Annotated in this window: 13 protein-coding genes; all 13 read left to right on the forward strand. The window is 40.7% G+C overall.

The annotated features are described in order from the left end of the window. Positions 1–201: 201 nt before the first annotated feature. The 13 genes from G9H60_RS12685 (at position 202) to G9H60_RS12745 (ending at position 13,921) form a co-directional block, all read left to right on the forward strand. Positions 202–1,191, forward strand: coding sequence for a glycosyltransferase family 2 protein (locus G9H60_RS12685; RefSeq protein ID WP_223144426.1), 990 nt, complete (start codon positions 202–204; stop codon positions 1,189–1,191). 100 nt (positions 1,192–1,291) lie between these two features. After that, the gene (locus G9H60_RS12690; protein WP_223144427.1) at positions 1,292–2,152 is read left to right on the forward strand and encodes an EboA domain-containing protein; all 861 of its coding nucleotides are present in this window, start codon (positions 1,292–1,294) and stop codon (positions 2,150–2,152) included. 64 nt (positions 2,153–2,216) lie between these two features. Continuing rightward, the gene (locus G9H60_RS12695; RefSeq protein ID WP_262900042.1) at positions 2,217–3,170 is read left to right on the forward strand and encodes a TatD family hydrolase; all 954 of its coding nucleotides are present in this window, start codon (positions 2,217–2,219) and stop codon (positions 3,168–3,170) included. After that, positions 3,170–4,051 carry a UbiA-like protein EboC gene (eboC, locus tag G9H60_RS12700; RefSeq protein ID WP_223144429.1) on the forward strand — a complete coding sequence of 294 codons (882 nt, stop codon included), beginning with the start codon at positions 3,170–3,172 and terminating at the stop codon, positions 4,049–4,051. The genes G9H60_RS12695 and eboC overlap by 1 nt, the downstream gene beginning before the upstream one ends. A gap of 9 nt (positions 4,052–4,060) precedes the next feature. After that, a complete protein-coding gene (locus G9H60_RS12705; RefSeq protein ID WP_223144430.1) occupies positions 4,061–5,206 on the forward strand; it encodes a 3-dehydroquinate synthase in 1,146 nt (381 codons plus the stop codon). A 6-nt stretch (positions 5,207–5,212) separates the two neighbouring features. Further along, positions 5,213–6,415 (forward strand): metabolite traffic protein EboE, encoded by a 1,203-nt coding sequence (gene eboE / locus G9H60_RS12710; protein ID WP_223144431.1) that lies wholly within the window; start codon positions 5,213–5,215, stop codon positions 6,413–6,415. A 4-nt stretch (positions 6,416–6,419) separates the two neighbouring features. Continuing rightward, on the forward strand, positions 6,420–7,787 hold the full coding sequence (locus tag G9H60_RS12715) for an alkaline phosphatase family protein (RefSeq protein ID WP_223144440.1): 1,368 nt from the start codon (positions 6,420–6,422) through the stop codon (positions 7,785–7,787). A 59-nt stretch (positions 7,788–7,846) separates the two neighbouring features. Next, the gene (locus tag G9H60_RS12720; protein WP_223144432.1) at positions 7,847–8,203 is read left to right on the forward strand and encodes a DEAD/DEAH box helicase family protein; all 357 of its coding nucleotides are present in this window, start codon (positions 7,847–7,849) and stop codon (positions 8,201–8,203) included. A 20-nt stretch (positions 8,204–8,223) separates the two neighbouring features. Next, positions 8,224–9,318, forward strand: a complete 1,095-nt coding sequence (locus G9H60_RS12725; RefSeq protein ID WP_223144433.1) for a Gfo/Idh/MocA family protein — start codon at positions 8,224–8,226, stop codon at positions 9,316–9,318. A 9-nt stretch (positions 9,319–9,327) separates the two neighbouring features. Continuing rightward, the gene (locus tag G9H60_RS12730) at positions 9,328–10,167 is read left to right on the forward strand and encodes a sugar phosphate isomerase/epimerase family protein (RefSeq protein ID WP_223144434.1); all 840 of its coding nucleotides are present in this window, start codon (positions 9,328–9,330) and stop codon (positions 10,165–10,167) included. Position 10,168: 1 nt separating this feature from the next. After that, positions 10,169–11,374 carry a parallel beta-helix domain-containing protein gene (locus G9H60_RS12735; protein ID WP_223144435.1) on the forward strand — a complete coding sequence of 402 codons (1,206 nt, stop codon included), beginning with the start codon at positions 10,169–10,171 and terminating at the stop codon, positions 11,372–11,374. Between the two features lie 2 nt (positions 11,375–11,376). Then, positions 11,377–12,423, forward strand: coding sequence for an SO2930 family diheme c-type cytochrome (locus G9H60_RS12740; protein ID WP_223144436.1), 1,047 nt, complete (start codon positions 11,377–11,379; stop codon positions 12,421–12,423). A 1-nt stretch (position 12,424) separates the two neighbouring features. Beyond that, the gene (locus G9H60_RS12745; protein WP_223144437.1) at positions 12,425–13,921 is read left to right on the forward strand and encodes a sulfatase family protein; all 1,497 of its coding nucleotides are present in this window, start codon (positions 12,425–12,427) and stop codon (positions 13,919–13,921) included. The last annotated feature ends 182 nt before the right edge of the window (positions 13,922–14,103 follow it).

The raw sequence follows: 14,103 nt of genomic DNA on the forward strand, positions 1-14,103 counted from the left end.
ATGCGGAGTGAACATCGGTTCCGCGCAGCGGAATTCGTCTCAGGATTAACCGTATTTCTACTGTTTATTTTGTTTCTTTTTTTATGAAAAAAAAGAAATGCCAAATTAGTCATGGTAAAGTAACGTTCATTTTGAATGAACAAGAAATAGTATAAAACTTAAGGATGCATTATTCGCTAATCTCTTCTATTTTTGTAAGATATGCAGCTTTCCATCATATTTGTGAATTACCAAAGTGAAGATCTTTTACTGAATTGCTTCCGAAGCATTTACCAGTATACCCAAGGTTTGGAATTTGAGTGCATTGTGGTGGATAATAAATACCAAGCAGGTGCCAATGCTGCTATTCTTCAGGAATTTCCTGCTACTACTTGGATTAATTTAGGTTATAATGCAGGCTTTTCCAAAGCCAATAATGCGGGTTTAGCTGTGGCCAAAGCGCCCCATGTCTTGTTCATGAATGCGGATACCTTGGTGACAGATAATGCCATTGGGAAAGCTTACGAATACCTCCTTCAAAAGCCAGAAATTGCAGCGCTGGGAGCCTTACAAATAGATGCCGAAGGAAATCCGATTCCCTATTATCGAACACTGAACGACATCCGTATTGATCTATACATTTTGCCAAACATCCCATCTTGGAAGCATTTTGTCTATCAATGTTTTCCAAGTTATGAGGCGCAAGCAAGCTATGAAACCAATAATTTGGTGGGTTTTTTCTTGATGACTAGTCAAAAAGTAATCGATCAAGTGGGAGCTTGGGATGAGGATTTTTTCATGTATGCTGAAGATGCCGAATGGAGTACGCGGTTAATCCAAGCTGGGAAATTGGCCTATTTTGAGGATATCCGAGTGACACATTTGTTGGGAGACAATCCCTTCCGTCGAGCTAAAACTTCTTGGGTCAATCGATTTTCGGTACAAATCCAAGTGTCTAATTTACTCTGGATTAGAAAAAGTTATGGCCTAGGCGCCTATTTGCTCATTTTATTGAACTATGCGGCTCTAGTTCCTTTGTTTTGGACTTGGAAAATCCTGTTGAACCTTATCAAAATGAGGCCAGTGATGCACAATACAGAAAATCAGGTCTTGTTTAGTCGAAAAACAGGCATGCTCTTTCATTATTTTTGGCAAACCGTATTCCTCTTAAAAAAGTCGTATCAGATCAAACCTGAGGAAAATGTACAGTAAATGTCATTGCTGATAAATATCATACATAAATCATGTCATCAATCTAAGGATTATGTAGTAAATTCGTTTTTAGCCTAAAATCATCATAAAATAGTATATTTTGAATATCTCCGAGTCCCTATTTCAAGCGTTAAGTGCCCAATGTCAACCCAAAGAATTGGATTGGTTGAGGGATAAATCAGCGAAAGATGCCAATTCTTTATCGCTCAGCTTTGTTATGGTTCCTCGTTTTATTGAAAAACAAGAACTAGAAAACGAAGTATTGAGTCAAGCCGCTTCCATCCTACCCGATTGGAATTGGAACGGCTGGACCTTAGACCGTTTGGCGCGTGTGTATTTATTGAGTCTTTGCCAAGAGAGAGATTTAAGTCAGGAAGAATACATCAAGAAAATCAATTTACTTTTTGATACCGCAGAATTAAACGAATCGGTGGCCCTATTTTCAGCCATTCCAGTTTTAGCCTACCCAGAAGCTTGGATGAACCGTGCTACAGATGCGGTGCGTTCCAATGTGGGTTTAATCTTTGATGCCATTGCTTTTGGCAATCCATATCCGAAAACTTATTTCTCGGAATTGGCATGGAATCAATTGGTCTTAAAATGCATATTCAATGATAAGCCGATTCATCAAATTGAGGGTTTATCCGAAAGAAATAACGAAGCTTTGGTACAAACCTTAGTGGATTTTGCACATGAGCGCTGGGCAGCGAACCGTCGAGTACCTTCACAAGTTTGGCGCTTGCTGGTTCCCTATTTGAACCCAGAAATATTACCCAATATTGAAAAATTAATTCATTCCGATTCTGCTTCAGACCGTTTGGCCGCTGCCCTTGTTTTAGCACAAAGCAGCTTGCCTGAGGCAAAAACATTGGCAGAAAAATATAAAAACGAGCTTCCAGCAGTACCTACTGAGCTTTGGGGAGCTTTAGAGAAACCAGAACCCATTTACCAACCAGCCTAAGATTATGTGTAAAAATCCACACCAATCGAACCCATCCCACTTTCAAGGATCTGCAGAGGAAGAAATGACTGCCAGCACCGTGGAAGAAACATTTGAGCAGTATATCAAAGGCATGAAGTTTTTTGACCCTCATGTGCATATGACGGCAAGAACGACGGATGATTACCAAGCTTTAGCTGATGCAGGAGTGGTGGCCATCATTGAGCCTGCTTTCTGGTTGGGTCAACCCAGAACGGGATTATCATCGTTCAAAGACTATTTTGCTACCTTGGTGGGTTGGGAGCGTTTTCGTTCTTCTCAATTTGGTATCAAGCATTATTGCACCATTGGACTTAATTCCCGTGAGGCTAACAATGAGGCTTTGGCTGAGGAAGTGATGGAGATTTTGCCTTTATTCTTGCAAAAAGAAGGTGTGGTAGGCGTAGGTGAAATTGGTTTTGATGACCAAACAGCCTTGGAAGAAAAATATTACCGTGCCCAATTGGAGTTAGCCAAAGAAATGGGCTTGCCAGTGCAGGTGCATACACCTCACCGCGACAAGAAAAAAGGAACGGAAAGAAGTATGGCCATTGCTTTGGAGCATGGTTTAGATCCGAAAATGGTCATTATTGATCATAACAACGAGGAAACGGTTAAATCGGTGTTAGACCAAGGATTTTATGCCGCCTTTACCATTTACCCATTCACAAAAATGGGAAATGAACGTATGGTGGAAATTGTGAAGCAATACGGTCCATCCATGATCATGATTAATTCCGCGGCCGATTGGGGTATCTCCGATCCCTTGGCGATTCCTAAAACAGCGGCATTGATGAAGATGAAGGGCATTGCCGATGAAGATATTCGTTTAGTAAGCTACCAAAATGCCTTGGATGCTTTTGCTCAAAGTGGACAAATTAAGGAATCCGATTTTATCCATGGCATGGAAATAGATCAGTCTTTGAAATTCAATGGCAACACGGTTTTACGTGGCGGACAAGCTCCAAGAGTCAACAAAAACTCCTTGATCATTCGCTAATGAGTCAGATTAGGGCCTTTTTGGAATTAACTCGACCAGCCAATGTCATCACAGCGCTGACCGACATCATGGCGGGTATGGCCATCGTAGGTTTCCTTTTTGTTTGGAAGGATTATTCCATACAGCCCCTTGTCTTGTTGGGATTCTCCACCATGTGTTTGTACGCAGGTGGCGTGGTCTTCAATGATGTTTTTGACCGAGAATTAGACAGCCTAGAACGACCAGAAAGGGCTTTACCTAGTGGTCGAATTTCCTTGCAAGCCGCTGTTATTGGAGGGCTAGTCCTACTCATTTTGGGTATTTCCTTAGCCTTCAAACAAAGTTTACTCAGTGGCTATGTGGCCATCATCATTACTTTATTGGCCCTATTTTACGACTGGAAAGGCAAACACATGACCTACTTTGGCCCCATCAACATGGGACTTTGTCGGGCATTTAACTTACTCTTAGGCATGTCTGTATATGAATTAGGAGTCATAGAACAAGGACAATGGATGATATTACCCTTGATGTACATCGCCGCCATCACCATGGTGAGTCGGGGTGAAGTCCATGGTAGTACCCCTTGGCCCATAGCAGCTGCAGCCTTTTTCTTTTTGATCATTCATGCAGCACAATTATCCTTGGCCATAAAATCAGAACAATGGATAGCTATTCCTTTCATTATTTTGCATATCACGCTTATCTTTAGACCTTTAATAAAAGCATATCAACATCCCATTGGACCTAACATTGGAAAAACAGTGAAAGCTGGTGTCTTATCACTCATCGTGATGAATGCCGCCTGGGTGAGTTTAAGTGGACAATGGATGATTGCTTTGGCAGTATTAGCCCTATTACCCATTTCCATGCGAGTAGGGAAATTCTTTGCCGTTACGTAATTTTATAGCATGCAGTCATTAGAACAATATTTTCAGGTACCTTTTCGCTATCAAGTCATTTTTTCCAAAGGCTTATTCCAACAAGATAATCCCGTTTTCAAGGATTTTATCTTAAACTTTGGTTTGGCTGATTTTAGGAAAAGGATAGTGTTTGTCATCGACAAAGGAGTGGCTGATGCCCATCCGAATCTGACTTCGCAAATCGTTCAGTACTTTGAAACCTATCCTGTGGCTGATTTGGCCCCAGAAATCTTGATTTTACCTGGAGGAGAAGTTTGTAAAAATGACCCTCGGTTTTATGAAGAAGTGGTTCGTGCTATTGATGAGCACCGTATTGATCGACATTCTTTTGTGGCCTGCATTGGCGGAGGAGCCTTTTTAGATATGAGTGGCTATGCCGCTGCCATCTCACACCGTGGAGTGAAATTCATTCGTATTCCGAGTACGGTTTTATCCCAAAATGATTCGGGAGTTGGTGTGAAAAACGGGGTGAACTACATGGGTAAGAAAAATTTCCTAGGCACTTTTGCTCCACCTGTAGCGGTTTTCAACGATGTGGATTTATTGGCTACATTAAACGACCGCGACTGGAGATCGGGTATTGCGGAAGCCATCAAAGTAGCTTTAATCAAGGATTTAGCTTTCTTCCAATGGTTGGAAGCCAATGCCCAAGCCATGAATGAGCGCAACGAAGCGGTCATGATTGAGCAAATTTACCGTTGTGCCGAATTGCACATGCAACATATTTCCAGCGGCGACCCTTTTGAATTAGGTTCGGCTAGACCATTGGATTTTGGCCATTGGGCAGCACATAAATTGGAATATTTAAGCAATTTTGAGATACGTCATGGAGAAGCTGTGGCCATCGGTATTGCTTTAGACACAGCCTATTCACATGAAATCGGTTACTTAACCGCCGAGGAAAGAGACCGTGTCATTGCGGTCATTCGTACCTTAGGATTTGATACCTACCACCCTGCTTTGGCAGAAAATGATAAAGCTAATTTATTCAAAGGCTTGCAGGAATTCCAAGAGCATTTGGGGGGACAATTATGCATTACTTTGTTGGAAAAACTAGGCAAAGGAAAAGAAGTGCATGAAATGAATTTCGATTTAATCAAAAAATCGGTTGATTTCTTAGCTCAATTAGGATAGTAAATCATGAAAACAGCACAAGGGCTTTTAAGTTATTGTTCCAACATTCATCCCGGTGAAATTTGGTCTGAACATTTTGCCAATCTTCAAAAGAACATTCCAGCTGTGAAGGCAGCGGTAAGTCCAGATGCTCCCATGGGTCTAGGTTTACGCATTGCGGATTTAGCGAGCAAAGATTTACAAGATGAACAAGCTTGGAAAGCCCTGACAGATTGGTTGAAAGCCGAGGACTTATACGTGTTTACGCTGAATGGATTCCCATTTGGTGGATTTCATGGAGTAGTTGTGAAAGACGATGTACACACTCCCGATTGGACCACGAAAGAACGTTACGATTATACCCTACGTTTGGCTCATATTTTAGCCAAATTATTGCCAGAAAGTCAAGCTTCAGGGGGTATTTCTACCTCACCACTCTCCTACCGATTTTGGTGGAAAAGTCCTGAGGCCTTACAAGAAGCTACCGAAAAAGGTACTTTGGCCTTGGTGGATTTAGTGGATCAATTGGCACAAATAGAACAAACTACCGGAAAAAGCATACACATTGATATTGAACCAGAACCCGATGGTATTTTAGAAAACCATCGTGAATTTGTGGATTGGTATGGTGCTTGTTTATTGCCATTGGGCATTCCACATTTAGTTGAAAAAGGCTATAGCGCATCCAAAGCCGAGGAATTGATTCGTCGACATATTCAAATCTGTTTTGACATCTGCCATTTTGGAGTTAGCTATGATCATCCTGCTACTTGCATTGCTGAATTGAAAGACAAAGGCATACAAGTAGGTAAGATACAAGTGAGTTCGGCATTGCGTTTGGACTTTAGTCAACAAGCTGAAGAGAAATTAGCCCTGTTAAAAAAATACCAAGAACCGGTGTATTTGCATCAGGTAAAAGCGAAAAAAGCAGATGGCAGTTTCATCCAATATCCAGATTTGGATCAAGCTTTTGCCGCTTATGAGCCTGGGGCATTTTTGGAATGGAGAATACACTACCATGTACCGCTATTTTTAGAGAGTTATGGTTTATTGGGTTCGACACAAAAAGAAATCCGAGAAACATTAGCCATACAAAAACAGGAGGCCTTTACTGGCCAAATGGAAATAGAAACCTATACCTGGGGAGTATTACCAGAAGAACATCAAATTCCCATTCATGAATCCATCATTCGGGAGATTCAATGGGTACAAGAACAATTAAAAGCCTAAAATGATGCAAAAGACGGTCGTTATTGATATCGTAGGATTAAGTCAAAGTGTTCTTTGTGAACATACACCGTTTTTAAACCAATTCATTGCTTCTAGGCAATTGAGCCACATCAAACCCGTTTTACCCGCTGTGACAACTACTTCCCAAAGTTGTTATGTCACAGGAAAATACCCCAATGAAAATGGTATTGTAGGAAATGGCTGGTATGACCGTGAAGATGCCGAAGTAAAGTTTTGGAAGCAATCCAACCATTTGGTGCAAGGAGAAAAAATTTGGGATGAAGCTAAAAAAGCCAATCCGAACTTTACTTGCGCTAAAATGTTCTGGTGGTACAATATGTACTCATCGGCCGATTATTCGGTGACTCCTCGTCCGCAGTACCATGCTGACGGTGTTAAAGCACCCGACTGTTACTCCTATCCTGCCTCTTTGCGTGATGAATTGCAGGCAGAATTAGGCACATTCCCCTTATTCAATTTTTGGGGACCCAATGCCAATATCAAATCGACTAAATGGATTGCTGATGCGTCTATTTGGGTAGATAAGAAATATAATCCTACGCTGAATCTGATTTATTTGCCTCATTTGGACTATTGTCTACAAAAATTTGGCCCAGATCTTCCCAAGATTGCCAAGGAATTGCAGGAGATCGATGAAGTGGTTAAAGATTTAGTCACCCATTTTGAAAGTACAGGAGCTAAGGTCATCCTGCTATCTGAATATGGAATCAACGAAGTGAATCAACCGATTTACATCAACCGTATTTTGCGAGAAAAAGGCTTGATAAGCATACGCATGGAGCAAGGATTAGAGCTCTTGGATGCTGGTGCAAGTGCAGCTTTTACTACGGCAGATCACCAGATTGCTCATGTGTACATTCAAGATGCCAACAAAATTGCGTCCATCAAGGCTGACTTAGAAAAAGTACCTGGCATAGCCAAGGTCTTGAATAAAGAAGAGCAAAAAGCTTACCACATAGACCATGCGCGAAGTGGGGAACTGGTTTTAATTGCGGAACCACAAGCATGGTTTGCCTATTATTTCTGGATGGATGATGCCAAAGCACCCGATTATGCCCGATTGGTGGATATACATCGAAAACCGGGTTATGATCCTGTAGAGATGTTTATGGACCCTAAAAATCCATTCATTAAACTGAGAGCGGCCTATAAATTGGCTAGAAAACTGAGTGGTTTTAGATACTTGATGGATGTGATTCCTTTGGATGCTACGCTCATCAAAGGTTCACATGGTGGTATTTTTTGTGAGCCAATCTACTATCCCGTATTCATTTCGGATCAAAAAAGCCTTCCTAGCCAAGTAGAAGCCCCTGAAGTATATGATTTAATTTGGAAAACTATTTTTCAATAAAAGTTTTATTAGAAAAATTAGCACTATATTTAGCCATTAAATCAATAAAATACTTTACCATGAAAAAACTAATTGCCCTATGCGCCATGATGGCGATGTTCCTCGGCCTGAGTACAAAAGCTACTGCGCAAGACTTTGATCCACAAGCGATGGTTCAACGTCAGCTTGACCGTATTTCTACGGAATTGAGCCTGAACAAAGATCAGGTTAAAAAATTGGAGCCGATTATCTCCGCTCGTATGCAAAAAATGATGGAATTCCGTCAGGCTGGCATGGAACGTGAGCAAATGATGGCTGAAATGAAGAAAATCAATGATGGCCAATTGGAATCATTGAAAGCCATTTTAACTCCAGAACAATTGGAAAAATACATCACGATGCAGAGTCAAATGCGTCAGGGTGGACCTAGAAACTAATTCAAGGCTTTAATTTCGCCATGAAAACAAAAATCCTTTTACTTATAGGGCTGGTCTTAATCAGCCCTATATTTTTATTCAGCCAAAGCATTCGAGTGGGAATAGCTGGTATGACGCACGACCACGTGGGTCAGGCCTTGCATGCCGCACAAAAAAATGCAGATGTGGTTATTGTAGGATTTGCCGAGAAAAACAAAGACTTGGCTATGCGACTACTAAAGGAATACAAATTACCAGAATCCCTTTGGTATCCAGATTTAGAAACTTTAATTTCCAAAACAAAACCAGAAGCCGTTTGTGCATTCAATAGCATATATGAACATTTGGAAGTGGTTCAAACTTGCGCTCCCAAAGGCATACATGTGATGGTGGAAAAACCATTGGCAGTTAACATGGATCATCTTGCCAAGATGAAAGCTCTTGTCAAAAAACATCCTATCGCTTTATTAACCAACTTTGAAACGACGTGGTATCCTTCTCATGCCAAAATGTGGGACATGTTAAAAGTGGAAAAATCCTTGGGAGATCTACGCAAAGTGGTCATCATGGATGGTCACAATGGACCCGTTGAAATTGGTTGTTCCCAAGAATTTTTATCCTGGTTAACCGACCCCAAAATGAATGGTGGTGGCGCATTGATTGATTTTGGATGTTATGGTGCTAACATCATGACTTGGCTCATGGAAGGCCAAAAGCCCATTTCGGTTACGGCTATCAGCCAACATTTAAAACCCAACATCTATCCCAAAGTGGATGATGAAACTACCATTATTTTAAAGTATCCTACTTGTCAGGCCATCATTCAAGCTTCTTGGAATTGGCCATTTGACAGAAAAGACACCGAATTATATGCCAGCAAAGGTATTTTAGTGGCCAATAAGACCAAGCAAATGAAATACATTTCCGATGGTCGATTTGGCAAAGAAAGTCTCATTAATTTATCCCCCTTATCTCCAGAAAGAGCCAATGTTTTTGCCTATTTGGCGGCCGTTGTGCAAGGCAAAATAGATCCACAAAAGGATTTATCCTCTTTAGCCATTAATGAAATTGTGGTAGAAATATTATCTGCTGCTTCTGAATCTGCAAAAACCAACAAAACCATTTTTTTACCATAATACAATAACATGAAAACTACTTTACTCCTTCTTTTATTACCTATGTTGGCATTAGCCCAAAAACCCATGCAAATCAATGGTAAAGACATTGGTATGGTATCCTTTACTTACCGAAATAGCCTATCCAAAGACATGGCCAAAACCTTGGATACTTTAAAAAACCAAGGAATTACAGACATGGAATTTTCTAGTTTATTTGGCAAGACGGCCCAAGAAGTAAGAAGTCTTTTGGATGAAAGAGGCATGAAGTGCACTTCTTTTGGTGTCAGCATGGGCGATGCCTTAAACAAAACGGATCAAGTAGGTGAAAATGCGAAAACCCTGGGTGCTTCCTTTGTTCGGGTCGCATGGATTCCTCATACGGGCCCATTTACCTTAGAACTAGCTCAAAAGACGGCTCAGGAATTCAACCAGATTGGCAAGGCTTTGAAAGAGAAATATGACCTAACATTTTGCTACCACAACCATGGCTTTGAATTTGAGCCATATGGAGACGGCACTTTGTTTGATTATTTGGTTCAAAACACGGATCCTAAATTTGTAAGCTATGAAATGGACATACTTTGGACATTTTTTCCAGGTCAAAATCCAGCAACATTGTTGGAAAAATATGGTAATCGCTTTAAATTGATGCACTTGAAGGATTTAAAAAAAGGAGTGCAAGGAAATATGTCGGGTGGCACTTCTGTGGAAAATGATGTAGCTTTGGGAAGTGGACAATTGAACATTCCTGAAATCATGAAGGCGGCTAAAAAAGCCAAAATTCAGCATTATTATTTAGAAGATGAAAGCTCTAGGTATCCTGTTCAAACCCGACAAAGCAGAACCTATTTATCGAATTTGAAATAATATGACAAAGCGTTTTCTTTACCTATTGATCTTTCAGGTAGGCCTTGGATCACAGGTTGTAGGGCAACAAGCAATCGAAAAGAAAATCCAAACGGATTTGATTTTAGCGGAAGATGGAAGTACCATACAATTAGAAGCAGGTACCTTCCAAATATCGCAAAGTCTATCCATGGATGGTAAAAAAAACATGGTCATTCGGGGTAAAGGAATCGATAAAACAATACTTTCATTTAAGAACCAAGCTGGGGGAGCCGAAGGCATAAAAATCACCAATTCGGAAAACATCATTTTGGAAGATATGACGGTGCAGGATTCCAAAGGTGATTTAATCAAAACCATGCACGTGAAAGGCATTACCTTTCGCCGAATTAAAGCAGAATGGACAGGCAAGCCCTCTCCTACCAATGGAAGCTATGCGCTTTACCCAGTGCTTTGTGAAAATGTGTTGATTGATAGTTGTATCGCTATCGGTGCCTCCGATGCCGGTATTTATGTGGGCCAATCGAAGTACATTGAAGTGAAAAACAGCACGGCATTCCAAAATGTAGCGGGGATAGAAATTGAAAATTCCCAGTTTGCGGAGGTGCATCATAATAAGGCCTATGGCAATACAGGAGGTATTTTGGTCTTTGATTTACCTGATTTGGTACAGAAAAAAGGAGGTCATGTGAAAGTATACCAAAATGAAGTTATCGAAAATAATTTAGCCAATTTTGCCCCAAAAGGAAACATCGTTGCCCGTGTCCCAAAAGGAACGGGCATGCTTATTTTAGCGACAAGCCAGGTAGAGATTTTCAATAATAAAATTCACCAAAATAGAACCATGGGAGTAGGTATCATTTCCTACCACATGACTGAGAATAAAATCACGGATTTAGAATATGACCCTTATCCTACAGCCATTGAAATACGCGACAATGATTTTATAAGGAAAGCTGGTAGAGTTCCTGCCAAAGGTCGATTTGGTCAGATGTACCGCTTCAAACTAAAATTTGGCAGACAAGTGCCCAATATTGTCTACGATGGCATTTTGGACCCCAAACGATTGGACTCGAGTGGTGAATATTTTCCTTCTTATCGTATTTGTATTCGAAACAATACGAATCAAAGTTTCGCGAATATCGATGCCGAACACGATTTCAAAAACATCCAACGCGACGTCAGTTTGTACGATTGCCATCTTCAAGCATTTAAGACACTCCGTTAATCATGAACAGGTCTTTTCGTTTAGGCTTGATGATTTTAGTAGGATTGGCCTTTATCCAAGCTAGTTCCATTCAAAAAAATGCGGCTGGTTATATCTTGAAATTATCCGATTATGGCTTTTTCAAAGGTGATTTAAAAGATCAGCATCCACAAGATGGAGTGATTCCTTACCAATTGAATTCACCCTTATTTTCGGATTATGCTTCCAAGCTTCGCTTTGTCAAATTACCGGAAGGAACTAAGGTGGCTTATAATGCTGATTCGGTGTTCCAATTTCCTGTAGGTACTGCCATCATTAAAACTTTTTATTATCCCAAAGATGAAGCCAATCCTTTGGCAGGTAGACGAATTATGGAAACGCGGGTATTAATTCGTCAAGAGAAGTCGTGGGTGGCCCTTCCCTATATTTGGGATGAAGCACAAACTGAAGCTACTTTGGAAGTAGCGGGCGGTTCTTCTCCTGTTAGTTGGAAGGACAAACAAGGCATCCTAAAACAAGTGAATTATCAGGTTCCCAATATGAACCAATGCAAAGGTTGTCATGAACGCAGTGGTAAAATGACGCCCATTGGTCCTTCGGCCAGACAATTACATGGTGACTTTCCGTATACTTCAGGAAAACAGAATCAATTGGATTATTGGGCCAAAGCAGGCATATTGACTGATTTACCCAATCTCCAAGAAGTCCCAGCATTAGTAAATTATACCGATGAAAGTAAGTCACTCGATGAGCGCGCGAAAGCCTATCTAGACATAAATTGTGCGCATTGCCATAATCCTACAGGACCTGCTCGCTCTTCAGGCTTATATCTAACATGGGATACGAAAGATAAAACAGCCTATGGATTCATGAAGACTCCTGTAGCTGCAGGAAGAGGCTCTGGTAATTTGAAATACGATATTGTTGCGGGTAAAGCTAAAGAAAGCATCTTGGCTTACCGCATGGATTCTGTAGATCCGGGTATTATGATGCCTGAACTTGGTCGAAAAATGAAGCATCAGGAAGGAATCAAATTGATTCAAGATTGGATAAACTCCTTACAGCATTGATATGAAAACACGTTTTATCTTCCCCATATTGCTAGGCCTGATTGGGGTATTTCCGAGTTTGGCACAAAAGAAAAATCCCCAAAAACCGAACATCATTTACATCTTAGCGGATGATTTAGGCTATGGTGATATCTCCATCTATAATCCCAAAGGAGATAAAATAAATACCCCCCACATTGACCAATTGGCCAAAGAAGGCATGCGCTTTTTGGATGCCCATTCTGCTTCCGGAGTGTGTACTCCTTCCCGATATGCCATTATGACGGGTCAATATCCATTTCGAAGTAAACTGCCTGTAGGTGTTCTACGAGGGTATAGTCGTACTTTAATCGAAAAGGAAAGAATGACTGTGGCTTCATTTCTAAAAAGCCAAGGCTATCAAACGGGGGTTGTTGGCAAATGGCATTTAGGCTTAGATTGGGCTGTGAAAGCCGGTTTTGAAGGTAATCTAACCCAAGTGAATTATGGCATTCAGGAAGAGATGAAGCCAGAACACATAGATTTTGACAAAGATCCTACGGGTGGCCCTGCTGCTATGGGTTTCGACTATTCCTATATTTTACCTGCTTCCTTGGACATGCCGCCTTATTGCTATGTAGAAAATCAACATGTGGTAGAAAAGCCGACTGCCTATACGGATGGAAATAAATTAACTTCAGGATATACGGGACCTTTTTGGCGGGAAGGGAAAATGGCTCCCAGCTTTGATTTCTATGGTGTGATGCCTCGATTCATTGATAAGTCCAAGGAATTTTTGACTCGTCAAAAAGCCGACAAACCCTTTTTCCTTTACATCCCCTTTTCTGGTCCACATACACCCTGGGTTCCTCAAAATAAATTCAAAGGAAGCTCCAAAGCTGGCGAGTATGGTGATTTTGTACAACAAGTGGATGCTTCGGTGGGGCAACTCATGAAAACCTTGGATAGCCTTGGTTTAAAAGAAAACACCATCGTAATTTTTACAAGTGATAATGGGCCCTATTGGAGAGAGAATTTTGTGAAAGAATTCCAACATCAGGCAGCCGGAGAATGGCGAGGCATGAAAGGAGATGCTTTTGAAGCTGGACACCGCATTCCGTTCATTGTTCGTTGGCCTAAGAAAGTAAAAGCCAAAAGCACGTCCAATGCCTTAGTTTCTCAAACAAGCTTATTGGCTACTTGTCAACAAATCTTGGGACAGCCGACAAGTAAAAATGACAGTTATGGTATTTACCCAATTTTAACCCAAAAAAGCAAGGAAATTGCAGAGCAAGAGGCTTTGGTATTCACTACTTCCATTGGTTATTTGGTGGTCCGACAAGGGGAATGGAAATGGGTAGAAGGCTTGGGATCAGGTGGATTCACCGACCCTAGAAATGTCAAAGTTAGCAATCACATCACCGGTCAATTATTTAACCTCAAACTCGACCCCAAAGAATCCGAAAACTTGTTTGAGAAGTATCCAGATAAGGTAAAGGAAATGAGGGAGTTACTTCAGAGAATTGTAAATGATAAATGATAAATTATTAGTTATTAGGGTTTAGTTATTAGAGTTTAGAATTTAAAATAGAGTTCTATGTACCGTCCTGAAAAAAGTAGACAGTTATAAACTGAATACTTATGCTTAAAATTAAGAGGATTTATCGTTACAGTGAAAGTTTCAAACAACAAGTTTTAGAAGAACTTTCTCAAGGAATTTAT

Origin of the sequence: Aquirufa aurantiipilula, from assembly GCF_019923745.1 — a bacterium.
GTDB lineage: Bacteria > Bacteroidota > Bacteroidia > Cytophagales > Spirosomataceae > Aquirufa > Aquirufa aurantiipilula.

Bases quoted from the DNA above. Each gene is read 5' to 3' on its own strand.
- G9H60_RS12685 (WP_223144426.1), top strand. From the start codon at position 202: ATGCAGCTTTCCATCATATTTGTGAATTACCAAAGTGAAGATCTTTTA.
- G9H60_RS12695 (WP_262900042.1), top strand. From the start codon at position 2,217: ATGACTGCCAGCACCGTGGAAGAAACATTTGAGCAGTATATCAAAGGC.
- eboC (WP_223144429.1), top strand. From the start codon at position 3,170: ATGAGTCAGATTAGGGCCTTTTTGGAATTAACTCGACCAGCCAATGTC.
- G9H60_RS12705 (WP_223144430.1), top strand. From the start codon at position 4,061: ATGCAGTCATTAGAACAATATTTTCAGGTACCTTTTCGCTATCAAGTC.
- eboE (WP_223144431.1), top strand. From the start codon at position 5,213: ATGAAAACAGCACAAGGGCTTTTAAGTTATTGTTCCAACATTCATCCC.
- G9H60_RS12715 (WP_223144440.1), top strand. From the start codon at position 6,420: ATGCAAAAGACGGTCGTTATTGATATCGTAGGATTAAGTCAAAGTGTT.
- G9H60_RS12720 (WP_223144432.1), top strand. From the start codon at position 7,847: ATGAAAAAACTAATTGCCCTATGCGCCATGATGGCGATGTTCCTCGGC.
- G9H60_RS12725 (WP_223144433.1), top strand. From the start codon at position 8,224: ATGAAAACAAAAATCCTTTTACTTATAGGGCTGGTCTTAATCAGCCCT.
- G9H60_RS12730 (WP_223144434.1), top strand. From the start codon at position 9,328: ATGAAAACTACTTTACTCCTTCTTTTATTACCTATGTTGGCATTAGCC.
- G9H60_RS12735 (WP_223144435.1), top strand. From the start codon at position 10,169: ATGACAAAGCGTTTTCTTTACCTATTGATCTTTCAGGTAGGCCTTGGA.
- G9H60_RS12740 (WP_223144436.1), top strand. From the start codon at position 11,377: ATGAACAGGTCTTTTCGTTTAGGCTTGATGATTTTAGTAGGATTGGCC.
- G9H60_RS12745 (WP_223144437.1), top strand. From the start codon at position 12,425: ATGAAAACACGTTTTATCTTCCCCATATTGCTAGGCCTGATTGGGGTA.